The sequence below is a fragment of the Anoxybacillus sp. TBDG-1 genome, from assembly GCF_054815885.1.
Map to the genome: position 1 here is coordinate 23,714 of NZ_JBTZSY010000004.1, position 26,061 is coordinate 49,774.

Genomic DNA, 26,061 nt, shown 5'->3' on the forward strand with positions numbered 1-26,061 from the left:
TGTGTAACCCTCCATTTTTATCATCGACGAAGCGAGAACGAACGTCCTCGCTTCTTTTATTTAGCGCGTGCGGCGACGGCTTAAAATGTGCTGACCGTTTTGTAAAAATTGGCTACGTGATTGACGCATTTTTGCAATACGTTCTTCAGCTAGACGGTCTGCTGCTTGATATGTCGGAATGCCATCACGCTTCGCAATTTCGATGACTTTTTCAATATTGTTGTAAATTTGCTCAACTTTTTTCATCGCACGTTCACGATTATATCCATATAACTCATCGGCTACGTTAATAACGCCACCGGCATTAATGACATAGTCTGGCGCATAAACGATGCCCATTTCATGAATGATGTCTCCATGTCTTGCTTCGCGCAATTGGTTGTTGGCAGCACCAGCAATGACTTTTGCTTTTAACTGCGGAATCGTTTGATCATTAATAATGCCTCCAAGCGCACAAGGAGCAAAAATATCGCATTGTACGCTATAAATGTCGTTCGGATCTACTGCTTGTGCTCCAAATTCTTCGACAACACGTTGTACCGCTTCTTTATTAATATCTGTAACAATGAGCTTTGCACCTTCTTCATGAAGATGACGGCATAAATTGTACGCCACGTTGCCGACACCTTGTACCGCAATGACTTTTCCTTCAAGCGAATCGCTGCCAAACGCCTCTTTTGCTGCTGCTTTCATGCCACGATACACGCCGTAAGCAGTAACCGGAGAAGGATTTCCGGATGAACCGAACGCTGGTGAAATACCTGTGACATAATCTGTTTCTTCGTAAATAATGTCCATATCCGCAACCGTTGTACCGACGTCTTCTGCTGTAATGTAGCGACCGTTTAATCCTTGAATAAAGCGACCAAACGCTCTAAACATCGCTTCATTTTTATCTTTCCGTGGATCGCCAATGATGACCGCTTTTCCACCGCCAAGATTTAATCCCGCTGCAGCGTTTTTATATGTCATGCCACGCGCTAAACGAAGTGCATCTTCAATGGCTGCATCTTCTGATTCATACATCCACATACGCGTGCCACCTAACGCTGGTCCAAGCGTTGTATCATGAATAGCAATGATTGCTTTTAATCCTGATTCTTTATCTTGGCAAAATACTAATTGCTCATAGTCGTATTGCTCCATATATTTAAAAATCTCCATCTTTCGTTCCCCCTTGTTATTTGTTCGTTGCACAAATAGCTAGTGCTAGTGAATATAATTTGCTTTCTGCGGAATCTGCGCGAGATGTTAATACAATTGGTGCTCTCGCTCCGGCAATAATCGCTCCTACTGGCGCGCGGGCAAAGTATACGAGCGATTTATATAACACATTTCCCGCTTCAATGTTCGGTACAACTAAAATGTCAGCATGTCCTGCCACCGAACTTTGAATGCCTTTATGTTCGGCAGATTCAATGGAAATGGCATTATCTAAAGCGAGCGGTCCATCGACGATGCAATCTTTCAACTGTCCGCGTTGATTCATAAGCGACAACGCTGCTGCATCAATCGTTGCCGGCATTGCTGGATTGACAACTTCAACGGCGGCGAGTGGTGCGACTTTTGGCGTATGGATACCAATTGCTTTTGCCACTTGTACGGCGTTCATAATAATTTCTGTTTTTTGTTGCAAATCAGGTGCAATGTTCATCGCTGCGTCAGTAACGAGAATGGGCCGTTCATAATGTGGCACATCAAATACAGCAACATGCGATAAAACACGACCTGTGCGCAGCCCATATTCTTTATTTAACACCGCTTTTAAAATGGTCGCTGTCGGCACGTTCCCCTTCATTAAGACGCTCGCTTCTTTCTCATGCACCGCTTTCACAGCCATGTGGGCTGCTTCTTCGTTTGTCGCAGCATGGACGATGCGGATGGCATCGCGATTTTCGTCTTGAACATATTCGGGAACAAGACGCGATAAAATGGATTCATCGCCATATAAAATAAATCGCCCGAATCCTGCTTGTAATGCTTGTGCGACCGCTCTTAATACTTCTTCATCTTCGGCCGCTGCAACAGCTACAGTTGCCTCAGGAAATTGGGTTGCTTTGGTGATCAACGATTGTAGCTTCATCTCATCTGCTCAACCCCTTTGTTTTTTCGTCACTTTTTATTCTTGCAAAAAGTGTGCCAACTTTTTAATATTGAAAACGCTTTATTTTATCTATTTTTTATTGCATTTTTTTGCACACTATGAACATTATTGCATGCTTTTTTTGTCAAGTCCATACTTTTCAAGCTTGTAATATAAATTTCGAATGGAAATGCCGAGCTGTTTGGCAGCTGCCGTTTTATTCCCTTGACATGATTGTAAAACGCTCGCAATCACTTTGGCTTCATATTGTTCCATGAGCACCGCCAACGGTTGATGAACATGGGATAATTCAGGGGATGAAAGTTGTTCTTGTTCTTTCGGTTTGTGCAATAACGAAATATGTTTACGCTCAATAATGACTTCATTATATTTCATAAAAATCATCGCTCTTCCTAACACATTTTCTAGCTCCCGTACGTTCCCAGGCCAATCGTACGACAGTAAATAAGCTAGTGCATCATCTGCAATACCTTCTACATTACGCCCGTAATCTTGATTTAGTTTTTGTATGAGCCGTTCACATAAAGCTGGAATATCTTGTTTTCGAGCACGTAAAGGCGGAATGTAAATCGGCATGCGATTTAACCGATAATATAAGTCTTCACGAAATGTTCCATCGGCAATCGCTTTTTCAAGGTGAACGTTTGTTGCAGCAATGACACGTACATTAATCGGAATTGGCTTTGTACCACCGACGCGCACAATTTCTTTTTCTTGCAACACTCGCAAAAGTTTTGCCTGCATATTGGCTGATAACTCCCCAATTTCATCTAAAAAAATACTTCCGTTGTTCGCTTCTTCAAATAATCCTTTTTTCCCTCCGCGTCTTGCACCAGAAAACGCCCCTTCTTCATAACCAAATAATTCACTTTCAAGTAGCGACTCGGAAATGGCAGCGCAATTGACGCGAACGAATTTATGGTATTTTCGATCACTCGCATTATGAATGGCGTGGGCAAACAGTTCTTTCCCTGTTCCCGACTCCCCGCGAAGCAAAATCGTTGCAGGTGTTTTCGCCGCTAATTTTGCTTGTTCAATCGCTAACATCATCTCTTCTGATGTGCCGACAATATCATCAAATGAGTATTTTGCCTCTAATGTACGAATAATTTGGCGGGCGCGTTGCAACTCAGAAGTCAACTGTTCAATTTCTGATACATCATGAATGACACCGACACTTCCTTTTAACATGCCGTCGACGATAATTGGCGCAACATTCACAACAACATCGCGCTTTTTCGGACCAACTTTCATGCGTACACCTCTGACTGGGCGTCGCGTTTTTAACACTTTCATATGCATGCTTTCCCCTTCTGAAATATCCGCTGTCGCTGGTTTGCCGATCACTTCTTCTTCAGATAAGCCTGTTAGCTTTGTATACGCTGGGTTAATTAAAATGCCGTTGCCATATTCATCAACAACGGAGATCGCTTCTTCGGAAGAGTGAATAATCGCTTCTAACATCGTGCGAATTTCTTTCAAATTTGTTACTTCTTCCGCCAAATGAACAACCTCTGTAATATCTTTAAATACCGCAAAAGCACCAAATAGTTTTCCGTTTTCGTCCATTAACGGAATGCGAGTTGTAATCATTTTTTTTCCGTTTTCTAATATTAATTCTTGATTTAACTCAACTGCTCTTGTATGTAATACACGTGGTAATCCGCTGGCTGGAATGACGTGTAAAATGTGTGATCCTATTACTTCCTTTCTTTTTTTTTTAATCATCTTCTCTGCACTTGGATTCATATGTGTCACGAAACCACGTTCGTCAATGACGATCATTCCGTCATGCGTAGAGTTGAAAATTAAATCGTGTTTTGTTGTCGCTGTTTTTAACGTAGCAATAAGTTGTTCTTTTTCTTCGACAAGTTGTGCCATGATATAAGCGATATCACCAGGAATGACAACCGTATGCGCAGCGCTTGCTTTACGCAACGTAGCAAACACTTCGTCGTCCCCCGTTACTTCAACAATGACGTCAATATCGTCCGTTAACACATCTTTCCAATGGTTGCTCGTTTGAATACCCATGTCACGTGCAGCCTTTATCCCTGGTGCATCTTCGTTTCGATCCACAATTGCTACAACATCCATTAGTTTTGTTTCATGGAACATTTTTAATAGCGCGCTTCCACCTTTACCTGCCCCAACAATTAATACTTTTTTCATTTCCCATCACCTATTCGTTTGCAATTTTTTGCAGACGCTTTCATCATACCGTTTTTTTCTCTTCTTGACAAATAAACAAAAACATTTATGATGAAAACAGAACAAATGGAAAGGGTTTTGTTTTATGCAGCGAATGATCGCCCTACTCATCTTACTTATTCCTGGATTTATTGCAGCGTTAGGAATTAAATGGATGAGAGATACTGTATTTGGTATTTTGCACACACCAATTCCTTCACTTGCCATTCAGTTTTTACTCGGTTTATTTTGTTTTCTCATCGGTCTTGGCTTTATTGCAGGATTTATTTTTCATCGCGATCGAAAACGAAATAAAGTACAACCTCGCTTTCAAAAAAAACGCTCCGATTCAAAATGATCGAAGCGTTTTTTCACGTATGTTTTTTGCTTTTTCAGGAAAATCTGTAAAAATTCCGTCCACTTCATATCCAAACATCGTTTTCATCTGTTCTTCTTTATTGATTGTAAAAGGGCGGACGAGCAATTGATTGGCATGAGCCGCTTCGACAAACGATCGATCGACCGTCGGATGATACGGATGAAGCGCTAATGACTGTAAAGTGTGGGCATAGCTCCAAGGTCGGTGTAACTTTTCCATATATAGTAGCGCTGTCTCAATATGGGGAGCCAATTTGTGACATGTTGCCATACTTTCGTGGTTAAACGATGAAAAAATGACGCGTGACGCTAAATTATATTGTTCAACGAGTTCAATCGTTTTTTCCTCTAATCGTTCATAAGGCACGAGATTGTTTTTCAGCTCAATATTGATGAGTAACGACGTGTTTTGCGCCCACTCCAGTACTTCGTGGAGCGATGGAATCGGACAAAATCCGTATTGTTTAAATTTATAATTAGCGTTTAATTTTCGCAATTGTCGATACGTCATTTGCCCTACCCATCCTGTTCCATCTGTCGTCCGATTGACCGTTTCATCATGAATGACGACAACAACACCGTCTTTTGAAAGTTGTACATCAAGTTCAATGCCGTCCGCATGAACACGTGCTGCCTCTATAAACGATGCCATTGTATTTTCCGGATGTGTCCCGGCTGAACCACGATGAGCAAAAATATGTGTCATTCTTTCCCCACCTTTAAAAACATTTTATACTTAACATATGAAAGGAGTTGAATGTATGCGACCGCTAAACATTTCGTTAGAAACAGCTCAAAAGCTCGCTAAAGCATTGAACGTGCCGCTAGAACAAATTATGCACATGCCTCAGCACATATTAGTCCAAAAATTGCTTGAAGTCGAAAAAAACGAGCAACAAAAAGGGTAGTCGCCCGACTACCTTTTTTAACTTGCTTTATGTTCAAGTCTTAACCGATCTGCAACCATCGCGATAAATTCTGAGTTTGTCGGCTTTGCTTTTGACATGCTGACCGTATGGCCAAATAAAGATGAGATAGATTCTAAATTGCCGCGACTCCATGCCACTTCAATCGCATGGCGAATCGCTCGCTCAACACGACTAGCTGTTGTATTATACTTTTTAGCAATATCTGGATAAAGCACTTTTGTAATTGATCCGAGCAGCTCGACATCGTTGTATACCATCGCAATCGCTTCACGCAAATATAAATATCCTTTGATGTGTGCGGGAACACCGATTTCGTGAATAATGTTCGTAATGCTTGCATCTAAATTTTTTGGTTTTCCATCACGAATTGGCGCAAGAAGCGGTCGCTTTAATACGGCTGGCTTTTTCCCGCATACGTGGCGAATTTGATTCACTAAATGATCAATGTCAAACGGTTTTAAAATAAAGTAAGAAGCGCCGAGTTCAACTGCTTTTTTCGTCACATCTTCTTGTCCAAACGCTGTTAACATAATGACGTTTGGCAACGGTTGTTTGAACATACGTAACTTTTCTAATACAGCCAAGCCGTCTAAATGGGGCATAATAATGTCGAGGACGAGAACATCTGGATCATGATCACGCAACAATTGCAAGCAGTCTTGCCCATTATATGCAACGCCAACGACTTCCATATCTTCTTGGCTTGTAATGTATTCTTCAAGCAAATGCACTAATTCACGATTATCATCTACAATACACACTTTTATTGTACTCACGAAATCCTTCCTCCCTAAAGCAATATCTTTTGTCACATACACACTTAATTCGACGCGATGGACAAAAATCCTTTTTCTTTCACAAAATTAGTCAAATAATTTATATTTTTCATAAAACATTCGTACATGCTGTTTCTTTCATTTTACACTACATTTTTATGTCATGTCATGATAAAATATGACAAATTGTGTGAGAAAACAAAAAGCAAGCTAATATTAGCTCGCTTTTTGTTCGCTTCGGTCATAAATGTTAATTCCAGCCTCATGCAGCATCCATTCAATGTGTACACCGTAGCCAGATGTCGGATCGTTGACAAATACGTGTGTGACAGCTCCGACAAGTTTTCCATCTTGAATAATCGGGCTTCCGCTCATTCCTTGAACAATCCCACCCGTTTTTTCTAATAAGCGTCGGTCGGTCACTTTAATAACCATTCCTTTTGTAGCAGGGAATTTTTGCGGTGTCACACTAACGATTTCAACATCAAACGCCTCAACACGATCTTGTTCGACAACCGTCAATATTTTTGCTGGTCCTTTTTTTACATCTGTCGATAAGGCAATTGGCATCGGCTGATCAAAAATACCGTTTTGAATCGGTTGTGAAAGCTTACCAAAAATACCGAATGGACTGTTCGTTTTAATGTCACCAATGACTTGTTTATCACTTGAAAATCTAGCTAATTTCTCGCCAGGGCTTCCATTTCTTCCTTTATCAATAGCCGTTACTGTCGATTTAACAATCGTCCCATCACGAACGACAATTGGCTTTCTCGTATCCATATCGGAAATGACATGTCCGAGGGCACCATATATATTTGATTTTGGATCAAAAAACGTCATCGTCCCAATTCCTGCTGCTGAATCGCGAATGTATAATCCGATACGATACGCCTGATCGTGCTTATCTTTTAACGGAGTGAGTGTCGTTTCAAATGTATGACGATCACGAGCAACGGTTAATCGTAAAGGTTTACCCGTTTTTCCCGCCTCTTCAATGAATGAAGAAACATCTGTCATTTTTTTGATTTTTTGTCCGTTAATGTGAGTAATCGCATCCCCCACTTGGATGCCGGCCGTTTCACCTGGAGATTGTTTCCCTTGTTCCGTCTCGACTAAATGGTGACCGACAACAAGAACTCCAACCGTATTTAACTTGACTCCAATCGATTGACCGCCAGGAACAACTTTAAAATCTGGTAATACCTTTACGTTTACTTGTTTCATGGGGAATCCTGCCATTTGTAAAATAACATCGCTTTCCCCGACATGTTCACCGCTAATCGCTAACTTTTCTTTTTGCTGAACAGAAACAGCGTTTGTCGTCGTTGTCGTTTGGGCAGAACCAAATACAGGAACATGAGCCGTTTGTCCTTGAAATAACACAATTTGTTTCGGAATGTTTACATATTTTTGGAATGGTTTTGCCATACTTAGAACGATAAAAGAAACAAGGAGAAATGCACCTATTCCTTTTCTTAATTTGTCAAAATCCAAAGTCTTCACTCTCCTCGTTCCTACGTACACACCGAATCCTACACTATTTAATGTTGCCTGAAACGAGTGAAATATAACCGAATGAAATGAAAAAACAATGCCAATGTTAGGATTTATACTGTTTCGTTTTTCATTTTTGCTGCCAATTGCAATAACTCATGTGCATGCTGTTTTGTTAGTTCTGTAATTTCTACCCCAGAAATCATGCGGCTTATTTCGTTAATTTTTTCTTCTTCATTTAACGCTTCAACGGTTGTTTTCGTCCGTCCGTCCATCGTTTCTTTTGCAATAAATAAATGCGTATCCGCCATCGCTGCCACTTGTGGCAAATGCGAAATGCATAGTACTTGTGAGTGACGTGCGACGCGATAAATTTTTTCTGCAATCGCTTGAGCAACACGCCCACTTACACCCGTATCAACCTCATCAAAAATGATGGAAGTGACGCCTTGATGTTTGGAGAAAATGCTTTTTAAAGCAAGCATCATGCGCGACAATTCTCCACCTGATGCAACTTTTACAAGCGGTTTTAACGGCTCCCCTGGGTTTGTCGAAATGAAAAATTCGACTTCATCCATTCCATTTGCTTGCAACTTAACAGGCGTTCCATCGAGTAGCGGATCGTCATATGATCCTTGCCGTTTTCGAAAGACGACATCAAACGTCGTTTTTTCCATGTATAAATCTTTTAGTTCTTGATGAATGTCATCGATGAGTTGCTTTGCATATTGCATTCGCAATTCGCTTATATGTTTCGCTTCAACTAATAAATCAGCGGTAATGGATTGAAGTTCAGTCTGTAATTTATGAATATGATCATCGCGGTGTTGAATGGTTTCAATTTCTTCTTCCACTTTCGCCGCATACTCTAAAATGTCACGTACCGTTTGGCCATATTTTCGTTTCAAATGATTAATTTCATTTAAGCGGCTTTCAATTTCATCAAGCCGAAGCGGATCATATTCCAACTGATCTAACTGTTCGCGTAGCTGGTGAGCAACTTCTTCTAACAAATAGTAACAATTCGATACGATCTCTTGAGCTTGTTTAACGGATGAATCAATCCCGCTAACATGATCTAAATGATTCATTGCTAGTCCAATCCAGTCAAGTCCACGTTGTTCCCCGTAGAGCGCCTCATAGCTACTTTGTAACGCTTCGTATATTTTTTGAAAGTTGACGATTTTTCGGCGCTCTTCCATTAGTCGTTCATCTTCATCTATTTGTAACTCTGCTTTTTGAATTTCATCAAGCTGAAAAGTTAACAAATCTAAACGATGCGCCATTTGCTGCTCGTTTTCATTTAACTTTTGCAGTTGACGCTTGACCCGTTCGTATGTGGCATATAACGATCCGTATTCTTCCAATGCGTCGCGAATACGATCTCCCCCATATTCGTCCAATAAGTGTAAGTGTTTACTCTCATCGAGCAACTCTTGATGCTCATGTTGTCCGTGGATATCAACGAGCGTAGAGCCAATTTCACGCAACGTTGCAATCGTGACTAATTTTCCGTTCACACGACAGACGCTTTTTCCGTTTATCGTTAGTTCTCGACGGAGCACGATCATGCCATCGCTTATATCGATTCCGAGTTCGGCACATTTGCTGTAACATGGGTGATCGTCTTGTTCAAGCAAAAAAAGACCTTCAATTTCTGCTTTTGCTTCTCCATACCGAACAAATTCTGCCGAACCGCGTCCGCCAATTAGTAAATGAATGGCATCGATAATAATCGATTTTCCCGCTCCCGTTTCCCCTGTTAAAACGGTGAGCCCTTTTTCAAACGAAAGCGAAAGCGATTCAATAATGGCAAAATTTTTAATAGATAACTCCGCTAACATGTTCCACTCACACCTTTATTACAGCATGTCCAACAATCGTTTTGAAATAACTTCTGTATCTTCTGGCGTGCGGCAAATAATTAAACATGTATCATCTCCGCAAATCGTTCCAACAATTTCATCCCACTCTAAATGGTCAAGTAGTACCCCGATAGCATGGGCATTGCCCGGCAACGTCTTCATAACAAGCAAATGACCCGCTCCGTCAATTTTTACAAACGCATCCATAAGTGCTCGCTTCAATTTTTGCAGCGGATTGAATCGTTGGTCCGCAGGTAGGCTATATTTATATCGCCCATCGATCATTGGCACTTTCACTAAATGTAGTTCTTTAATGTCGCGAGACACCGTTGCTTGTGTGACGTTAAAACCTTCTTTGCGCAACATATCAACAAGTTCATCTTGTGTTTCAATATCATGGTTTGAAATAATTTCACGAATTTTAATATGACGTTGTCCTTTATTCAACGAAAACACCTCTTTCGTGTGTATCACATATGCATATTTATACTTCTATGTTACCGAACGATAGACAAGCAAACAAGAGGGAATAACCGAACGTTATTCCCCCACATGCTCCTTATTATCTTTTAACTCGTCATGTGCTCTAGCAACTACTTCTTCTTGGGAAACGTTCAAACGATTTTCCCCCATTTCTTTCCCTTCCCAACGCAAATGAAGTAAAAATTCAATATTTCCGTCACCGCCTGTAATCGGCGAGTGAGTTAGCCCAATAATATCGTACCCTTCTTGTTGAGCAAATGCTGTAATCGTTTCAAGCACATGTACATGAACGCGCGCATCACGAACGATTCCTTTTTTTCCAACAAGCTCTTTCCCCGCTTCGAACTGTGGTTTGACTAACGCAACGACATCGCTATGCGGAACTAAAATCGTTTTCAAGACGGGGAAAATTAACTTTAACGAAATAAATGACACGTCGATTGTTGCAAAATTCGGCAAACCGTGCTGAAAATCACTCGGTGTCACATAACGAAAGTTTGTCCGCTCCATGACGACAACACGCTCATCTTGGCGCAGTTTCCATGCCAATTGGTTGTAGCCAACATCAAGAGCGTATGACAATTTCACCCCGTTTTGCAACGCACAATCTGTAAATCCGCCCGTTGATGCACCAATATCAACCATAATCTTATCTCTTACTTCAAGCGAGAATACTTGCAACGCTTTTTCAAGTTTTAGTCCTCCGCGACTTACATACGGTAACGCATTTCCTTTCACCGTAAGCGGAATGTCAATCGGCACTTTTTCCCCCGGCTTGTCAAGCCGCATTTCGTTCGAATAAACAAGACCAGCCATAATCGTCCGCTTCGCCTTTTCGCGCGTTTCGACCAACCCACGTTCAACAAGTAGTACATCTAAACGTTCTTTCTTTCCTTTCATCTCTCATGCCCTTTTTCTTTTTTTCGGAGTCAATAAATAAATCCGTTCCATCACATGTTCTGTTGTCAAGCCAATTTCTTCAAGAAGTTGCGACACACCGCCATGTTCAATAAAACGATCCGGTATGCCCATTCGGTCAATGATCGCTCCATAGTACCCATGATCATGAGCAAATTCAAGCACTGCGCTGCCAAATCCACCTTGAAGCACCGCTTCTTCAATCGTAAGTAACGGCATGTTTTGTTGTAGTAACGTATGCAACATCGATTCATCAAGCGGCTTAATAAAACGAGCGTTGACGACTTGTACAGAAATGCCCTCATTTGCAAGACGTTCAGCTGCTTGAAGCGCCATCGGAATCGTCGTACCAAACGTTAAAATGGCAGCGTCTGTTCCTTCACGCAACACTTCCCATGTGCCAATCGGAATGTTTTTTAATTGTTTATCCATCGGCACACCGAGACCGTTGCCGCGCGGAAAACGCATCGCAATCGGTCCGTCATCGTATTGAATAGCTGTATATACCATATGTTGCCCTTCATTTTCATCTTTTGGCATCATTAATACGATGTTTGGGATATGGCGTAAAAAGGCGATATCAAATACCCCTTGATGCGTTTCACCGTCCGCACCAACGAGACCTGCGCGGTCAATACCAAAAAACACGTTTAAGTTTTGGCGACAAATATCGTGAACCACTTGGTCGTACGCTCGTTGTAAAAAAGTTGAATAAATAGCTAAAAAAGGTTTCATTCCTTGCGTTGCTAAACCAGCTGCCATCGTCGTAGCATGTTGTTCAGCGATACCGACGTCATACATACGGTCAGGAAATTCACTTGCAAACCCTTCTAATTTTGATCCAACCGGCATGGCTGGTGTAATGGCAACAATGCGAGGATCTTTGCGCGCTAATTTACGCACCGTTTCGCTAACGAGCGCGCTCCAAGAAGGAGCAGACTGCTTTGATTGGATGAAATCACCCGTTTCAATTTTATACGGTCCTGTTCCGTGCCACGTTCCTACTTTGTCGCTTTCTGCAGGATGGTATCCTTTTCCTTTCTTCGTTATAACATGAACAAGGACCGGTCCTTTCGTCTTTTTTGCATAATGTAAGTTTTCAAATAAATCTTCAAAGTTATGGCCATCTACCGGCCCAAAGTACGTAAAGCCTAACTCTTCAAAAAACACGCCTGACACAAGCAAATACTTGATGCTATCTTTCACTCGTTCCGCCGTTGCAGCAAGCTTTCCGCCGACAGCTGGAATTTTCTTTAACAACATTTCTAATTCATCTTTTACCCAATGATATTTTCCTGCTGTCCGTAGTCGCCCAAGCACGTTGTGAAGCGCACCGACGTTTGGAGCAATCGACATTTCGTTATCGTTTAAAATGACGATGATATCTTTTTTCTCATGTCCGATATGATTTAACGCTTCTAGCGCCATTCCACCGGTGAGTGCACCGTCCCCAATAATCGGAACAATATATTCGTCCGTTCCTTTTAAGTCGCGCGCAATCGCCATGCCCATTGCGGCAGATAACGACGTCGAGCTATGCCCCGTTTCCCATACGTCGTGTTCACTTTCACTCCGCTTTGGAAAACCACATAACCCCTTATATTGTCGCAACGTATCAAACTGATTTGCACGACCGGTTAAAATTTTATGCACGTACGATTGATGCCCAACATCCCAAATGAGTTTATCTTTCGGGCTATCGAACGCTTTATGAAGCGCAATTGTCAATTCGACGACCCCGAGATTCGGGCCAATATGTCCACCTGTTTTTGATAATTTTTCGATTAAAAATTGTCGAATTTGCTCGCTCAATTGAACGAGCTGTTCAGTTGACATTTGTTTTAAAAATTTTGGGTTTTGAATCGCTGTAACATCCAACGCGATCACTCTCTTTCATGTAAGCTAAAACAATCGATATCATGCAGTTTTATGTATTTTTAATTATACAGATAAACATCATTGTACGCAAAAAAGAGCCGCTTACACAAACGTGTGAACGGCTAACATTTCTTTTCCACTATACCACATGTTGCTTATTTCCTCAATGCTATTAATGATCGCGCGTTTCGACGATATCACAAATATAATGTAGTAGCGATGCGTCCACCCCGACTTCATAAAGAAGTGTACGCGCCTCTTTCATATGATCGCGAAGTTTCCTTTTTGCCCCATCAAGCGTCAAAAGAGCAGGATACGTCGATTTATCATTTTCGATGTCGCTTCCCACTTTTTTTCCGATTTTTTGTTCGTCCCCTTCAACGTCTAAAATGTCATCACGAATTTGAAACGCTAAACCGAGATGGTCGGCAAATGCTGTTAACAATGTTAATTGTCGTTCCGTTGCTTCTCCTAATATTGCACCTGCCCGAACGCTGTATTGCAACAACTTTCCCGTTTTATGGCGGTGAATGTATTCTAGTTGCTGCAAACTAATTGTTTTTCCTTCTCCTTCAAGGTCAGCTACTTGTCCGCCGACCATTCCTTCCGGTCCAGCTGCTTTCGCTAATTCCGAAATAAGACGAACTTTTACGTCAGATGAAATGGCTTCGTCATCTGCTACAACTTGAAAAGCGTATGTCAGTAGCGCGTCGCCTGCTAAAATAGCATTGGCTTCACCAAATACTTTATGATTTGTCGGTTTACCACGCCGTAAATCATCGTTATCCATACTTGGCAAATCATCATGAATAAGTGAATACGTATGAATCATTTCAAGCGCACAGGCAACAGACATGCCGATGTCAATGTGTTTACGAAACGCATGTAACGTTGCAAGCAATAAAAGTGGACGGATGCGTTTGCCACCTGCTTGCAACGAATATGACATCGCTTCTTTAATCGTCTCAGGTGCCCGCAACGACTCAATGTATATGGGGAGCTGCTGTTCAATTTGCTCTTTATATTGTCGCAATACTAATTCCGTGTTCAACGTTTATTCCTCCTGCACCGTAAACGGTTCAAGCTGCCCATCTTCTCGTAAAATAAATTCCATTTGTTTTTCAACTTGCTGTAGTTTGTCGTGACAAAACTTCGACAATTTCATCCCCTCTTGGAAAAAGTGAATCGCTTCCTCAAGCGGAACGTCCCCCTCTTCTAACTTTTGCACAATGTCTTCAAGTTTGCTCATCGCTTCTTCAAACGTCATACTTCTTCCTCCTCAATATTCGAAACAATGCAATGTGCACGTCCATCTTGAAAACGGATATGAACGCGATCCCCTTCTTGCAGTTGTTTTACTGTCTTAATGAGCTTGTTTTGCTCATCGTATACAAGACTATATCCTCGTTCCATAATTTTCAATGGGCTAAGCGCATCGAGCTTCGCCATCGTTGTTGCAAGCGACCATTTCTTTTGTTTGATCACATCGCTCATGTTGCGAATGATTGTTTGTTCTAACGTACGAACACGGTCAGTCGCTTTTTCGATTCGTGATTGCGGATGGTGGGTCAATAACGTCAGCTGTAGTTGCCGGAGCTTGTTTTTTTGTTGTTTTAACATATCGTTCATTTGCCGTTGCAATCGATCAACAAGCATATCGAGTTGCTGTTCTTTTTGCTCATAAAGTCGCTTTGGGTAGCGAAACGCATACGATGAACGTAACGATTGCAACCGTTTTTGTTCCGCGTTCATTCGCTCTTTCATCGCTCGAATGAGGCGAGCTTGTTGGTCCGATACACGCGAAAGCAAATCAGCGATATGCGGCACAGCAAGCTCTGCTGCCCCCGTCGGTGTCGGTGCACGCAAGTCGGCAACAAAATCAGCAATCGTGTAATCCGTTTCATGCCCGACAGCAGAAATAATCGGAACGCGCGAATCAAAAATTGCCCGCGCCACAATTTCTTCATTAAACGCCCAAAGCTCTTCAATCGAGCCACCACCGCGTCCGACAATGAGCACATCGATATATCCCATGTCATTCGCTTTTTGAATCGATTGAACGATCGATAACGGAGCTTGTTCCCCTTGAACGAGCGTCGGAAATAAAATGACTTTTGCTAGCGGATAGCGGCGGCGAATCGTCGTTAAAATATCGCGAATCGCTGCCCCGGTTGGCGATGTCACAACCCCGATATGTTGTGGAAATTTTGGAATCGGCTTTTTATGCTCTTTTGCAAATAGCCCTTCTTGTTCCAGTTTCTTTTTTAATTGCTCATACGCTAAGTAAAGGGCGCCGATCCCATTCGGCTGCATCTCTTTGACATACACTTGATACGTCCCACTCGGCTCGTATACGGAAATTTCGCCGCGTACAAGTACGGTCATTCCATTTTCGGGATTAAATGTAAGCTGACGATTATATCCTGCAAACATAACCGCTTGAATGCGGGCTTGCTCATCTTTTAAAGTAAAGTACATATGTCCACGAGAATGATATGTAAAGTTTGAAATTTCCCCTTTAATCCATAAATCTTGCAAATGGGGATCGACTTCAAATTTTCGCTTAATGTACTTTGTTAACGCCGCAACAGTTACATACCTCATGTCTGTCACAAAAATAACCTCGCTTATTTATGTTGTTCACGTGCTGCTTGTACGGTATTGTGCAACAACATCGTAATCGTCATAGGTCCGACACCTTTTGGCACAGGGGTGATGTAGCTTGCTACTTCTTTCACATCGTCAAAATCGACATCTCCGCACAACTTTCCGTTTTCTAATCGATTAACGCCGACGTCGATCACAATTGCTCCTTCTTTCACATATTGTGACGTAATAAGCTTCGGCTTTCCGACCGCAACGATTAAAATATCTGCTTGGCGTGTGATCGCTTCTAAATCGTTTGTACGTGAATGACAATACGTGACCGTCGCATGTTCACGTAAAAACAGTTGACCAACTGGTTTACCGACAATGTTACTACGTCCAATGACAACGACATGTTTTCCTGCAATATCAACTTGCAAAGATTGAACCATATATAAAATACCGTACGGTGTACAAGGTAAAAATGTTTGTTGTCCCGTCATCATTCGTCCAATATTAACCGGATGGAAACCATCGACATCTTTTTCTGGCGCGATCGCTTCAATTACATGTAATTCATTAATTTGCGGCGGTAGCGGCAATTGAACTAAAATGCCGTGTACTGAGCGGTCTTCATTTAGACGAGCAATTTGCTCTAGCAAAAACGACTCGGATATGTCGCTTGGAAAAGTCAGCAAAACCGAACGAATCCCAATTTCTTCACATGCTTTTTGCTTCGCTTTCACGTATGATTGTGAAGCAGGATGATCTCCAACAAGAATAACCGCTAGTGATGGAAAAATACCTTCTTGTTTTAACTGCTCGACTTCTTTCGCTAATTGTGCTCGTTTTTCTTTTGCTAGTTCAAAACCGTTAATGATTTGCGCTGTCATAAACCTTTCTCCCCCTTATTCGTTTAAGACAATGTTTCTTTTATTTTTGCAAGTACGCCGTTAATAAAGCGACTTGATTTTTCGTCACCAAATACTTTGGCTAATTCAATAGCCTCGTCCATACTCACACTTAACGGAATTTCATCCATATATTTCATTTCGAATACAGCCATGCGCAAAATGGAACGATCGACGTTTGCGACACGCTCTAACGTCCATTTCTCTAAATGTTGGCGCAATAAATCATCGATTTCTTTTTGGTGCTTGACTACGCCAAAAACAAGCATCTCCATAAACGGATCTGTTTCTTCTTCAATGACGTTGGCAACCGCTTCGTGTGGTTCAATACCTCCTACGTCAATTTGAAACAACGCTTGTAACGCTTTTTCTCTTGCTGTATGCCGTTTCATGACCAAAACCCTTTCTATCATATTGTCGAAAATTATATCATGATCATACCATATTTCGACGAAAGAAAACACTCACACATTGAAAAAGGGCGATCCCATGAACGAGATTGCCCTTTTTCTTTACTCGACTTCCGCCTCTACTTTGGACGATTCAAATTGAACCCCCACAACATGAACGTTCACTTCAGCTGTCTCTAATCCTGTCATCGTTAATAATGCTTGGCGGACGTTTTCTTGAATTTTTTGTGAAACAATTGGAATAGATACACCGAAATTCATGACACAATAAATATCAATGACAATACCTCGATCCGTTAAGTCAACTTTCACGCCTTTGCCGTGATTTTTTTTACCTAACCGCTCAACGACACCAGCCGCAAAGTTGCCGCGCATTTGCGCTACCCCTTCAATTTCAGAAGCGGCAATACCTGCGATGACTTCAATGACTTCTGGTGCAATTTCTACTTTACCTAAACTGTTATGTCCATTTTCCATTTCTAGTACATGTTCAGACATAACGAATCCCCTCCTTTATTATTAATATTATTAAGAGTTCATTACATCGTATGTTTCTAAAAACTTTGTATTAAAGTTTCCTTCGACAAATTTTTCATGTTCAAGCAATTTCAAATGAAACGGAATGGTCGTATGCACTCCTTCAATGACAAATTCACTTAAGGCGCGTTTCATGCGCGCAATTGCTTCTTCACGCGTCGGTGCATGAACGATGAGTTTGGCGATCATTGAATCATAATATGGCGGAATCGTATAGCCTGGATAAGCGGCGGAATCCACTCGCACCCCAAATCCACCTGGCGGCAAATACATTTGTATTTTCCCTGCCGATGGCATAAAGTTTTTTGCAGGATTTTCCGCATTGATTCGGCATTCAATAGACCAACCATTAAAAGTGACGTCCTCTTGTTTCAACGTTAATTTCTCACCGGATGCGACGCGAATTTGCTCTTTAATTAAGTCTACGCCTGTCACCATTTCCGTTACTGGATGCTCGACTTGAATACGCGTGTTCATCTCCATAAAATAAAACTGGCGATTTCGATAGTCGTAAATAAATTCAACTGTCCCTGCCCCAGTATATTGAACTGCTTGCGCTGCTTTGACAGCTGCTTCTCCCATTTTTTGACGCATTTCTTCATCAAGTACAGGAGATGGTGTTTCTTCTAACAGTTTTTGTAAACGACGTTGAATCGTACAATCGCGCTCTCCAAGGTGAATGACGTTTCCATATGAATCTGCTAGCACTTGAATTTCCACATGTCGAAAATCTTCAATGTATTTTTCAATATATACCCCTGGATTTCCAAACGCTGTTGCAGCTTCTTGTTGCGTGATCGCAATTCCTTTAATGAGCTCTTGCTCATTTCGAGCGACACGAATGCCTTTTCCACCACCACCTGCAGTTGCCTTAATAATAACAGGATACCCGATTTCATTCGCTAGCGCAATCGCTTCATCGATGCTTTCAATAACTCCTTGCGAACCTGGAACGATCGGCACCCCAGCTTCCCTCATCGTTTCACGCGCAACATCCTTTGTTCCCATTTTTGTAATCGCTTCCGGGCTTGGTCCGACAAACGTAACGTTACATTCTCGGCACAGTTCAGCAAAATCAGCATTTTCAGCTAAAAACCCGTAGCCCGGATGAATAGCATCACATTGAGTTAACGTCGCGACGCTCATGATATTTGTAAAATTTAAGTAGCTATCTTTAGACGTTTTTGGACCGATACAATATGCTTCGTCTGCTAATTGAACATGAAGCGCTTCCCGATCCGCTTCAGAAAATACAGCGACCGTCTCGATACCAAGCTCTTTGCACGCCCGAATAATCCGAACAGCAATTTCCCCGCGATTGGCAATTAACAATTTTTTTATCATCACGATCGCTCCTTTATTCAGTCTTCACAAGGAATAAAGGTTGTCCATATTCAACAAGCTGACCATTTTTCACGAGTACTTCCACAATTTCCCCATCAACTTCCGCTTCAATTTCGTTAAATAATTTCATTGCCTCAACAATACATACAATCGTATCTTTTTTCACTTTATCGCCAACTTTTACGTACGGGGCAGCATCTGGTGATGGCGCTGCATAAAACGTACCGACCATCGGCGATGTAATCGTATGTAAGTTTTCTGTTGCAACAACTTGCTTTTCCGGCTTTGCTTCTTCTTTCACTTCTACCTTTTCAACAGCTTGTGCCATCGGTGTTTGTTGTTGAGCGACAGCCATTTGCGGCACGTCCACTTTTGGTGCAGCAACAACTTGTTCAGCTGCTCCAGCTTTTTTCATTTTAACTTTTGATCCGTCGTGTTCATATACAAACTCGACAATGTTTGATTCGTTCACTAATCTGATTAATTCGCGAATTTCTTGGATTTTCAACATTGACTTACACCCCTCGCCCCATCATTTGTAGAAAAAGATTATACAATACCATGATACGACACACCTTTTCCATTATTCAATAAAATGATAAGAAAATGTTAGAAAATTTATATCTGGTCATAAAAACAATTATTATTATATAGTATTATAAAATTTGTTTTCAACCGAAAAAAATAACCGGATTACCGGTTATTTTTGGAAACGGACAGCAACATCTTGCACGCGTCCAAGTTCACTTTGAACGAGTTGGATAATTTCATTTGCTGCTTTTTTCGAATGTTCTTTTGCTTTTACTGTAATATGCACTTGATTTTCGTGAACGCGAACAAGGGCATCGTCATATCCTTTCGATTTAATTAACGTTTCTAACACCGCTTCTTTTTCTGCCATATTGGAAAGCTGTTGCAACTGGTCAATCGCTTTACTTTTCTCTTCGGCAGATACGTTATTGGAAGCGACAATGGCATTCAATTCTTGACGTAACTTGCTTCGCTCATCTTCAATTTCGAGTCGAAGTGCTGTAAATAAATCGTCGCTTCCTGTATTCATTTGTTCAACTGTAATTTCTTCTCCATTTGCACTTTCCTCTTTCATCGCTTCATCCGTCGGTTTCAAATCTTTTCCACCTTTCATTTCTTCTTTTTGCTCAAACGCGACTTGTTCTGTAAGTTGAGGACTTGTTACATAATATACCGATAAAACGATAACTAAACTAAACATTGTTAATAACCAAACGGTTTGCTTTTTCAACATATGTTCTCCCCCTTACTTTTTTGGTAAAACAGCAACGCGATGGCTCGGAACGTTTAACGTTCGCGTCACCGCTTCGACAATCCATTTTTTCACTTGCACTTGATCAGCTCCTTTAGCAACAACAAGCACACCGCGAATGTCTGGCTTTTTTGTTTGTAAAACGAGCGGTGTTTCTTCATCCCCTTTGCGCACGACGACAATTTTTTCGTCTGTTGATTCATCTTCAATTTGGCGCTTTCCACCTTCTTTATCTTCTTCCATCGTTCGTTTTTTTTGAACGGTTGCATTTTTTTCAAGTACGTTTTGTTCTGTGGCATCGACATTGACGATGACTTTTACTTCGCCGACTCCAACAATCGCTTCCAACGCTTCTTTTAGCTGCTGTTCGTATCGTTCTTCATAATCCGCAATTTGTTTTAGCTTTTTTTCTTCATCTGTTTGGCGAAATACAGCTTGAGTTGTTTCTTGCTGAACTTGTTTTGAAGAAGAGAAGTTAAATACATTGCTAAAGATCATAAATGATAAACCGAAAGCCAAAAGGATTGCGATTAGTCCGTTTTTTTCAATCCATTGTTTCACCCCTCCCTACTCCCTCCTTTCTAGTTGAATCGTAATCATCTCTGGGTCTACTCCCCACATATGTGCTAAAAAGCGGGCAATATCGTCGTGTTCTTCTGTTATTGTTGGCGATGATTGAATACGAATCGGTTTCACAACAGAGGTCGTTTCTTCTGACAACTCTACTGTGATCGCTTCAATCGGTGGAGGGGTTTGTTCTGACTCCCCGATCGTTAATGAAATATTCGTCACCGTTAACCCATATGTGCGCATCAACTCCTCAGCCGCTGTGTTCTTTAGCTGGACAGCCATTTGTTCTAAAATATATGCACGTTGTGAGGCTTGTATTTCTTTTTTCTTTCTTTCAATGTCATTTTCAAGCGTTTCATTTTGTTGGTTTTGAATCGAAGCAAACCACGTATTTACATCTCCATGAAATAAACGAAGAAGCGGAGAAAATAAAATGAAAATAAACAGTAAGCCAACAACTATCTTTACATATTTTTGGAATGAGCCGTTTGGCAAAATGAGATCAATGATAACGGCTAGCAAGATGAATGTAATGAGATGGGAAATCCATTCGGTCAACAGTCCCACAGCCCCTATTCTCCTTTCAGCGAACCATCATCGTTAAATTTCCTGCTGCGATAATGACGGTCATACTTAAAAAAAACATAAGCGATACGATCATGAGTGCAACAAGTACGTACATAATACTTTTGCTCATTATGCTTAAACAGGAAATGACGATGCCTCCTCCCATCGGCTGTAACATCGCAGCGGCTATTTGATAAATAAGAGCAATCACTAAAATTTTGATCGCTGGAAACGCTGCAATAAGAAGTAATAACGCGACCCCAAATAAACCGACTGTATTTTTTAATAAGACAGAAGCGGTGACGACGGTATCTGCCGCGTCCGTAAACATTCTCCCGATAACCGGGATAAAATTTCCTGCCACAAATTTAGCTGCTCGTATCGCCACTCCATCGGCAATTGCGGTTGTCGCTCCCTTGACCGACAATACACCGAAAAAGATCGTCAGCATTACACCAAGTGAACCGACACTAATATTGCGCAACAAATCTGCTAATTTGGTTACTTTATAATGTTCGCTTAATAAACTAACGATGCTTAAAATTGTCGCTAAAAACAAAAGTGGTAATGAAAAATGTTCAACGATCGTTCCTGTTATATTCATAAAAAACAACACAATTGGGTGAAAAAAGGCTACGGATACAACGCCACCTGATGACGCCATGAGCGCAAGTAAAATGGGTAAAAGGGCGATCATAAAACTCGTCATCGTTTGAATGGCTTCTTTCGCGTACGTCACCGCAACATGAAAACTATTTAGTGCAATAATCATTAACACCATATAAACAACTGCATGTGCAACTTTACTGACAGCATGGTGTGAAAAAGCGTTTTGTAACGATTGTAAAAATAAGCTAAATATCGTTAACAAAATAAGTGTTCCAAGCAGTTTTCCATTCGCCATCAGCTCGTACAATAAAAATTTTATAAACGCCCGTAACCATTCACTGAGCGATAGTTCTTTTTCGCCATGAATAAACTGCCAAAAGGAACCTTTTTGACTTTCTGGCAATAGCCCACCATACTGTTGAACAATATGATCCCAATATTGTTTAATGGACTCCACGCCAATTTGTTCCGCTTGTTGTTTCACTAGTTCATTCGTTGTTGGTGAAGCTTGTACAACGGAAGGCAAGAAAAAAAGGAGAAAGAAAAATAAGATGGGAGCGCGCCTCATATCATCACCCCTTCATCGGAAGAAAGCTTAAAATCGTTTCAATTAAAGCTGTTAAAATCGGAATCGCCATTGCTAAAATCAAAATTTTTCCACCTAATTCAATTTTTCCAGCGATCGCTCCTTGGCCAGCATCTTTTGAAATTTGTGCACCAAACTCCGCAATATAAGCAATGCCGATAATTTTTAAAATCGTTTCGACATACACCGTTTGAACGTGTGCTTCGTTCGCTAGCGTTTGAACCATGCGAAAAATGTCTTGAATGCGATCAATTAAAAATAAAAAAATAACTGTTCCAACAAAAACGGTTAACAAAAGTGAAATATTCGACTTATGTTCGTTTAAAATCGTCACTAAAAACGTCGCAATAAGTCCGAGTCCAACAATTTGCAAAATATCAATGAGTATTCCCTCCTAACTTTGAAACAAAAAAACAGATTTAATTTTTTGGAATAAGTCTTGAACGATCGAAATGACTAAAAATAAAATATAAATAAACCCTAATAATGTAACCCATTGTGCATATTCTTTCTTCCCAATTCCTTCTAAGACAGCGTGCAAAAAAGCAACGACAATGCCTACACCAGCAATACGAAAAATTAAATCTACGTCAACGCCCATTTGAAATGTCCTCCTCTACATGAGTAAAAGCACGATGAGAATGCCCGTTAATACACCTAAACTTTTCATCATTTTTTCATAACGTTGTTGTTTTTCGATGGCGTCCCCTTCTTCTCTCTCTAAATGCACCATTGTTAAGCGAATATAATTTTGTTGAATTTCATGATCGTACTGTCCGAGCGTCTCGCCAAACTGTTTCATAATCTCCAATTCACCTTCTTTGAAGGCAGTCATTTTCCATACTTCATGCAAACTTTCTTCCCACGCTTGGCGAGCGTTCATCGTTCCTTTTTGCAACTTTTGCGCAAACGATTCAAACAGCCATGATAACGGTTTCGATAGCTGTTGAGATAATCGAAACGCAGCGTCCATTAACGGCGTATGCCCGTACATAATTTCTGCTTCAAGCGACTGCAATGCCATTTTTAACTGGCGCAATTGTCTTGTGCGCTCGCGTAAAAGTCGCGACGCTTCAAAACCTGACCATGTTGTCGCCAATATAATGCATATTGCTCCGATCCATTTCATTTACATCACGCTCATCTTTCGATATATATCGCGACCGTTTGCATCTCGAACGGCTTGAATTGTTCCAGGACGTCCGATATTCGTCAATTCAACAAATCGTTCAAATACAGCTTGTTCTATAATTGGGCGCAGCGATGGGCGCTTCATTATATCGTCGAAATGGTGGCCATGCGCTGTCATAAATAAGCCCACTCCCGCATGAACCGCTTCTAAAATCGCGGTGCAATCTGCCTCACTTCCGATTTCATCAACGATCAATACATTTGGGCTCATCGAACGAATCATCATCATCATTCCTTCTGCTTTCGGGCATGCATCGAGCACATCGACACGATAGCCGAATGTAAATTGCGGAATGCCTTTCACACAACCAGCAATTTCTGAACGTTCATCGACGATGCCTACTTTTTGAGGTGCAATATGCCTCTCTTTCACTCCGATGCTTACGATGCGTGCAATATCGCGAAGAAGCGTTGTTTTTCCTGTTTGAGGTGCCCCAATAACTATCGTATTCAGCCATCGTCCGTCGTATAAGTAAGGAAGAAGTGGCTCAGCCATGCCGATTTGTTGCCGAGCCATCCGAATGTTAAATGACGTAATATGTCGGATCGCTTTTACTTTTCCGTCTTCTGTAATGACTTTTCCAGCTAAACCGACTCGATGTCCACCTTGAATCGTGATGTAGCCTTTTTTCAACTCTTCTTCGATCGTATAAAGGGAATATTGGCTTAGTTTATTTAATAGTTCGATGCCTTCTTCCATTTGTACAACATGTGGACATATGTACGATCTCCCCCCAGCAATGACTTCCAATGGGCGATGAATGCGAATGCGAATTTCTTCGATCGTAGAATGAGAAGCAGTAGGAAACGATTGAATGGCATGCACGAGCGTTTTAGGCAACATATCAAACACCGCTTGCATCTTCTTCCCTCCTTCATTTCACAACATAAATGCCGATCAATATACATATAACCCCCGCACCGATCCATACGAGCTTAAACAATGATAACTCATTAGCTACTGCAACAAGCCCAATCATCATAACGACGAAAAAAATCGTCGGACCGACGACAGCGAGCAATGTATTGATCGCAATCGCCTTTTTTACATCATTGAGCGACAACATGACAATCGCTGCGCTTAATTCAACCGCCGCAGATAAAAACCGTAAACCCGCCATCGTCCAAACAGTTGCATCAATTTTCATCGCATCCTCCCTGTACAACCGTGCTAGTACAACGTATGCGGAAATGGAACAATTCAGAAGTACAGAAAGGAAAAATTCATAGAGAAAGAAGATGTTTACAGATAGAGAGGGGAAGTCATACAATGTTTGTATAAAAAGTAATAATTTAAAATGGTAATGGGGGGAGATCGAGGTGGTATATCTCATTCGTAAAATGAAGCAAGAAGATATAAAACAAGTTCAATATATAGCGAAAATAACTTGGAATGCTACTTACGAGGGTATTATTCCTTCAGATGCGCAAAAGAATTTTTTAAAATCGGCTTACAGTGATGAGCGAATGAAACAACGATTACAACACTCTACTCTTTTTGTAGCTGAAGTAGAAAACAGCATTGTAGGATTTGCTAACTTTTCTTCAATAAGGGAAGATGGAGAGGTTGAATTGTGGGCTATTTACGTTCATCCAGAACAACAAGGCAGAGGAATCGGCTCCGCCTTGTTACAAAAAGGGATACAAATAGACGGTGCAAATAAAATTTATGTAAATGTTGAAAAAGATAATCAAATTGGAAAGAGCTTTTATGAAGCTAAAGGTTTTGAAGTTGTGAAAGAGTTTGATGAGGAATTTGATGGTCATATGTTAAAAACGGTCCGAATGGTATTAAAATTTTAAAAATCCCATATACGAAATTCAGCTTGTTGACTTTGTCAACAAGCTGAATTTCTCACTTTTTACAATTTTCCATTACGCGCGTGATACGTATGTGCCGTCTGTTGTGTTAATAATTAACACATCGCCTTCGTTGACGAAGAACGGAACTTGGACGACAAGACCTGTTTCTAGCGTTGCTGGTTTGGAGCCACCTGATGCCGTATCGCCTTTAATGCCTGGCTCAGTTTCAACAACTTTTAACTCAACTGTATTTGGCAATTCGACACCAATCGTTTCGCCTTGATACATCATAATAAATACTTCCATGTTTTCTTTTAAAAACTTTAATTCATGTTCAATTTGTCTTGCAGGCAGTTCAATTTGTTCATATGATTCCATATCCATGAACACATGTTGATCGCCGTTTGCATATAAATATTGCATTTTACGATTATCAATCTGCGCTTTGTTTACTTTTTCACCGGCGCGGAACGTTTTTTCTTGAATCGCACCTGTGCGCAAGTTACGAAGTTTTGAGCGAACGAACGCTGCACCTTTTCCAGGTTTCACATGTTGGAATTCGATGACGCGCCAAATATCACCGTCAACTTCAATTGTTAAGCCTGTACGAAAATCGTTTACTGAAATCATGTTCATTTCCTCCTACA

The 26,061-nt window shown here is 41.1% G+C and carries 31 protein-coding genes; 3 read left to right on the top strand and 28 right to left on the bottom strand.

What is annotated here, in order from left to right; translation table 11 throughout:
- Positions 1–60 precede the first annotated feature (60 nt).
- The 3 genes from bcd to ACYQY7_RS02260 form a co-directional block, all read right to left on the bottom strand.
- Positions 61–1,164, bottom strand: coding sequence for a branched-chain amino acid dehydrogenase (bcd, locus tag ACYQY7_RS02250; RefSeq protein ID WP_012574611.1), 1,104 nt, complete (start codon positions 1,162–1,164; stop codon positions 61–63).
- Positions 1,165–1,180: 16 nt separating this feature from the next.
- Complete coding sequence (yqiS, locus tag ACYQY7_RS02255) at positions 1,181–2,083, bottom strand: phosphate butyryltransferase (protein WP_461200523.1); 903 nt, start codon at positions 2,081–2,083, stop codon at positions 1,181–1,183.
- A gap of 126 nt (positions 2,084–2,209) precedes the next feature.
- Entirely contained in the window at positions 2,210–4,276 is a 2,067-nt protein-coding gene (locus ACYQY7_RS02260; RefSeq protein WP_461200524.1) for a sigma 54-interacting transcriptional regulator, read from the bottom strand.
- A gap of 124 nt (positions 4,277–4,400) precedes the next feature.
- On the opposite strand from ACYQY7_RS02260, the gene ACYQY7_RS02265 reads away from it, so the two are divergent.
- Positions 4,401–4,652 (top strand): DUF2627 domain-containing protein, encoded by a 252-nt coding sequence (locus tag ACYQY7_RS02265; protein ID WP_461200525.1) that lies wholly within the window; start codon positions 4,401–4,403, stop codon positions 4,650–4,652.
- On the opposite strand, the gene ACYQY7_RS02270 is transcribed toward ACYQY7_RS02265, so the two are convergent.
- A complete protein-coding gene (locus ACYQY7_RS02270; RefSeq protein ID WP_461200526.1) occupies positions 4,644–5,378 on the bottom strand; it encodes a glycerophosphodiester phosphodiesterase in 735 nt (244 codons plus the stop codon). The two genes, ACYQY7_RS02265 and ACYQY7_RS02270, sit on opposite strands and share 9 nt — an antisense overlap.
- A 55-nt stretch (positions 5,379–5,433) precedes the next feature.
- Here ACYQY7_RS02270 and ACYQY7_RS02275 point away from each other — a divergent pair, with 55 nt between their 5' ends.
- Positions 5,434–5,580, top strand: a complete 147-nt coding sequence (locus ACYQY7_RS02275; RefSeq protein ID WP_461200527.1) for a YycC family protein — start codon at positions 5,434–5,436, stop codon at positions 5,578–5,580.
- Positions 5,581–5,597: 17 nt separating this feature from the next.
- On the opposite strand, the gene spo0A is transcribed toward ACYQY7_RS02275, so the two are convergent.
- The 23 genes from spo0A to ACYQY7_RS02390 form a co-directional block, all read right to left on the bottom strand.
- Positions 5,598–6,377, bottom strand: coding sequence for a sporulation transcription factor Spo0A (spo0A, locus tag ACYQY7_RS02280; protein WP_461200528.1), 780 nt, complete (start codon positions 6,375–6,377; stop codon positions 5,598–5,600).
- Between the two features lie 216 nt (positions 6,378–6,593).
- Positions 6,594–7,874, bottom strand: a complete 1,281-nt coding sequence (gene spoIVB / locus ACYQY7_RS02285) for a SpoIVB peptidase (protein WP_461200529.1) — start codon at positions 7,872–7,874, stop codon at positions 6,594–6,596.
- 113 nt (positions 7,875–7,987) lie between these two features.
- Positions 7,988–9,718 carry a DNA repair protein RecN gene (gene recN, locus ACYQY7_RS02290; protein ID WP_461200531.1) on the bottom strand — a complete coding sequence of 577 codons (1,731 nt, stop codon included), beginning with the start codon at positions 9,716–9,718 and terminating at the stop codon, positions 7,988–7,990.
- 18 nt (positions 9,719–9,736) lie between these two features.
- Positions 9,737–10,186, bottom strand: coding sequence for a transcriptional regulator AhrC/ArgR (gene ahrC / locus ACYQY7_RS02295; protein WP_032100003.1), 450 nt, complete (start codon positions 10,184–10,186; stop codon positions 9,737–9,739).
- Between the two features lie 93 nt (positions 10,187–10,279).
- Positions 10,280–11,122: a TlyA family RNA methyltransferase gene (locus tag ACYQY7_RS02300; protein ID WP_461200532.1), complete on the bottom strand. Its 843-nt coding sequence runs from the start codon at positions 11,120–11,122 to the stop codon at positions 10,280–10,282.
- 3 nt (positions 11,123–11,125) lie between these two features.
- Positions 11,126–13,018 carry a 1-deoxy-D-xylulose-5-phosphate synthase gene (dxs, locus tag ACYQY7_RS02305; protein ID WP_461200533.1) on the bottom strand — a complete coding sequence of 631 codons (1,893 nt, stop codon included), beginning with the start codon at positions 13,016–13,018 and terminating at the stop codon, positions 11,126–11,128.
- A 172-nt stretch (positions 13,019–13,190) separates the two neighbouring features.
- Complete coding sequence (locus ACYQY7_RS02310; protein WP_461200534.1) at positions 13,191–14,069, bottom strand: polyprenyl synthetase family protein; 879 nt, start codon at positions 14,067–14,069, stop codon at positions 13,191–13,193.
- 3 nt (positions 14,070–14,072) lie between these two features.
- Positions 14,073–14,285 carry an exodeoxyribonuclease VII small subunit gene (locus ACYQY7_RS02315; protein WP_032100006.1) on the bottom strand — a complete coding sequence of 71 codons (213 nt, stop codon included), beginning with the start codon at positions 14,283–14,285 and terminating at the stop codon, positions 14,073–14,075.
- Entirely contained in the window at positions 14,282–15,631 is a 1,350-nt protein-coding gene (gene xseA, locus ACYQY7_RS02320) for an exodeoxyribonuclease VII large subunit (RefSeq protein WP_461200535.1), read from the bottom strand. Before xseA ends, ACYQY7_RS02315 begins: the two co-directional genes overlap by 4 nt.
- A gap of 14 nt (positions 15,632–15,645) precedes the next feature.
- The gene (gene folD, locus ACYQY7_RS02325) at positions 15,646–16,497 is read right to left on the bottom strand and encodes a bifunctional methylenetetrahydrofolate dehydrogenase/methenyltetrahydrofolate cyclohydrolase FolD (RefSeq protein WP_461200536.1); all 852 of its coding nucleotides are present in this window, start codon (positions 16,495–16,497) and stop codon (positions 15,646–15,648) included.
- A 23-nt stretch (positions 16,498–16,520) separates the two neighbouring features.
- The gene (gene nusB, locus ACYQY7_RS02330) at positions 16,521–16,907 is read right to left on the bottom strand and encodes a transcription antitermination factor NusB (protein ID WP_461200537.1); all 387 of its coding nucleotides are present in this window, start codon (positions 16,905–16,907) and stop codon (positions 16,521–16,523) included.
- 120 nt (positions 16,908–17,027) lie between these two features.
- The gene (locus ACYQY7_RS02335) at positions 17,028–17,423 is read right to left on the bottom strand and encodes an Asp23/Gls24 family envelope stress response protein (RefSeq protein WP_461200538.1); all 396 of its coding nucleotides are present in this window, start codon (positions 17,421–17,423) and stop codon (positions 17,028–17,030) included.
- A gap of 30 nt (positions 17,424–17,453) precedes the next feature.
- A complete protein-coding gene (accC, locus tag ACYQY7_RS02340; RefSeq protein WP_461200539.1) occupies positions 17,454–18,806 on the bottom strand; it encodes an acetyl-CoA carboxylase biotin carboxylase subunit in 1,353 nt (450 codons plus the stop codon).
- Positions 18,807–18,819: 13 nt separating this feature from the next.
- Entirely contained in the window at positions 18,820–19,317 is a 498-nt protein-coding gene (accB, locus tag ACYQY7_RS02345; protein ID WP_461200540.1) for an acetyl-CoA carboxylase biotin carboxyl carrier protein, read from the bottom strand.
- A gap of 189 nt (positions 19,318–19,506) precedes the next feature.
- Positions 19,507–20,070, bottom strand: coding sequence for a SpoIIIAH-like family protein (locus tag ACYQY7_RS02350; protein WP_461200541.1), 564 nt, complete (start codon positions 20,068–20,070; stop codon positions 19,507–19,509).
- A 12-nt stretch (positions 20,071–20,082) separates the two neighbouring features.
- Positions 20,083–20,649, bottom strand: coding sequence for a stage III sporulation protein AG (spoIIIAG, locus tag ACYQY7_RS02355; protein WP_461200542.1), 567 nt, complete (start codon positions 20,647–20,649; stop codon positions 20,083–20,085).
- A gap of 6 nt (positions 20,650–20,655) precedes the next feature.
- On the bottom strand, positions 20,656–21,225 hold the full coding sequence (gene spoIIIAF, locus ACYQY7_RS02360) for a stage III sporulation protein AF (protein ID WP_461200543.1): 570 nt from the start codon (positions 21,223–21,225) through the stop codon (positions 20,656–20,658).
- A 16-nt stretch (positions 21,226–21,241) separates the two neighbouring features.
- Positions 21,242–22,402 carry a stage III sporulation protein AE gene (gene spoIIIAE / locus ACYQY7_RS02365; RefSeq protein WP_461200544.1) on the bottom strand — a complete coding sequence of 387 codons (1,161 nt, stop codon included), beginning with the start codon at positions 22,400–22,402 and terminating at the stop codon, positions 21,242–21,244.
- Between the two features lie 4 nt (positions 22,403–22,406).
- Positions 22,407–22,808: a stage III sporulation protein AD gene (gene spoIIIAD / locus ACYQY7_RS02370; RefSeq protein ID WP_183246324.1), complete on the bottom strand. Its 402-nt coding sequence runs from the start codon at positions 22,806–22,808 to the stop codon at positions 22,407–22,409.
- A gap of 6 nt (positions 22,809–22,814) precedes the next feature.
- Positions 22,815–23,021: a stage III sporulation protein AC gene (gene spoIIIAC / locus ACYQY7_RS02375; RefSeq protein WP_032100016.1), complete on the bottom strand. Its 207-nt coding sequence runs from the start codon at positions 23,019–23,021 to the stop codon at positions 22,815–22,817.
- A gap of 15 nt (positions 23,022–23,036) precedes the next feature.
- Entirely contained in the window at positions 23,037–23,549 is a 513-nt protein-coding gene (gene spoIIIAB, locus ACYQY7_RS02380; RefSeq protein WP_461200545.1) for a stage III sporulation protein SpoIIIAB, read from the bottom strand.
- Entirely contained in the window at positions 23,550–24,473 is a 924-nt protein-coding gene (gene spoIIIAA / locus ACYQY7_RS02385; protein ID WP_461200546.1) for a stage III sporulation protein AA, read from the bottom strand.
- A 13-nt stretch (positions 24,474–24,486) separates the two neighbouring features.
- Positions 24,487–24,759, bottom strand: coding sequence for a YqhV family protein (locus ACYQY7_RS02390; RefSeq protein ID WP_461200547.1), 273 nt, complete (start codon positions 24,757–24,759; stop codon positions 24,487–24,489).
- A gap of 172 nt (positions 24,760–24,931) precedes the next feature.
- On the opposite strand from ACYQY7_RS02390, the gene ACYQY7_RS02395 reads away from it, so the two are divergent.
- Positions 24,932–25,414: a GNAT family N-acetyltransferase gene (locus ACYQY7_RS02395; protein WP_461200548.1), complete on the top strand. Its 483-nt coding sequence runs from the start codon at positions 24,932–24,934 to the stop codon at positions 25,412–25,414.
- A gap of 72 nt (positions 25,415–25,486) precedes the next feature.
- Here the strand turns inward: ACYQY7_RS02395 and efp are convergent, their stop codons facing one another.
- On the bottom strand, positions 25,487–26,044 hold the full coding sequence (efp, locus tag ACYQY7_RS02400; protein WP_461200549.1) for an elongation factor P: 558 nt from the start codon (positions 26,042–26,044) through the stop codon (positions 25,487–25,489).
- Positions 26,045–26,061 lie beyond the last annotated feature (17 nt).

Coding starts and splice junctions, on each gene's coding strand:
- bcd (WP_012574611.1), bottom strand. CDS start 1,164: ATGGAGATTTTTAAATATATGGAGCAATACGACTATGAGCAATTAGTA.
- yqiS (WP_461200523.1), bottom strand. CDS start 2,083: ATGAAGCTACAATCGTTGATCACCAAAGCAACCCAATTTCCTGAGGCA.
- ACYQY7_RS02260 (WP_461200524.1), bottom strand. CDS start 4,276: ATGAAAAAAGTATTAATTGTTGGGGCAGGTAAAGGTGGAAGCGCGCTA.
- ACYQY7_RS02265 (WP_461200525.1), top strand. CDS start 4,401: ATGCAGCGAATGATCGCCCTACTCATCTTACTTATTCCTGGATTTATT.
- ACYQY7_RS02270 (WP_461200526.1), bottom strand. CDS start 5,378: ATGACACATATTTTTGCTCATCGTGGTTCAGCCGGGACACATCCGGAA.
- ACYQY7_RS02275 (WP_461200527.1), top strand. CDS start 5,434: ATGCGACCGCTAAACATTTCGTTAGAAACAGCTCAAAAGCTCGCTAAA.
- recN (WP_461200531.1), bottom strand. CDS start 9,718: ATGTTAGCGGAGTTATCTATTAAAAATTTTGCCATTATTGAATCGCTT.
- ACYQY7_RS02300 (WP_461200532.1), bottom strand. CDS start 11,122: ATGAAAGGAAAGAAAGAACGTTTAGATGTACTACTTGTTGAACGTGGG.
- ACYQY7_RS02315 (WP_032100006.1), bottom strand. CDS start 14,285: ATGACGTTTGAAGAAGCGATGAGCAAACTTGAAGACATTGTGCAAAAG.
- folD (WP_461200536.1), bottom strand. CDS start 16,497: ATGACAGCGCAAATCATTAACGGTTTTGAACTAGCAAAAGAAAAACGA.
- nusB (WP_461200537.1), bottom strand. CDS start 16,907: ATGAAACGGCATACAGCAAGAGAAAAAGCGTTACAAGCGTTGTTTCAA.
- ACYQY7_RS02335 (WP_461200538.1), bottom strand. CDS start 17,423: ATGTCTGAACATGTACTAGAAATGGAAAATGGACATAACAGTTTAGGT.
- accC (WP_461200539.1), bottom strand. CDS start 18,806: ATGATAAAAAAATTGTTAATTGCCAATCGCGGGGAAATTGCTGTTCGG.
- accB (WP_461200540.1), bottom strand. CDS start 19,317: ATGTTGAAAATCCAAGAAATTCGCGAATTAATCAGATTAGTGAACGAA.
- ACYQY7_RS02350 (WP_461200541.1), bottom strand. CDS start 20,070: ATGTTGAAAAAGCAAACCGTTTGGTTATTAACAATGTTTAGTTTAGTT.
- spoIIIAE (WP_461200544.1), bottom strand. CDS start 22,402: ATGAGGCGCGCTCCCATCTTATTTTTCTTTCTCCTTTTTTTCTTGCCT.
- spoIIIAC (WP_032100016.1), bottom strand. CDS start 23,021: ATGGGCGTTGACGTAGATTTAATTTTTCGTATTGCTGGTGTAGGCATT.
- spoIIIAB (WP_461200545.1), bottom strand. CDS start 23,549: ATGAAATGGATCGGAGCAATATGCATTATATTGGCGACAACATGGTCA.
- spoIIIAA (WP_461200546.1), bottom strand. CDS start 24,473: ATGCAAGCGGTGTTTGATATGTTGCCTAAAACGCTCGTGCATGCCATT.
- ACYQY7_RS02390 (WP_461200547.1), bottom strand. CDS start 24,759: ATGAAAATTGATGCAACTGTTTGGACGATGGCGGGTTTACGGTTTTTA.
- efp (WP_461200549.1), bottom strand. CDS start 26,044: ATGATTTCAGTAAACGATTTTCGTACAGGCTTAACAATTGAAGTTGAC.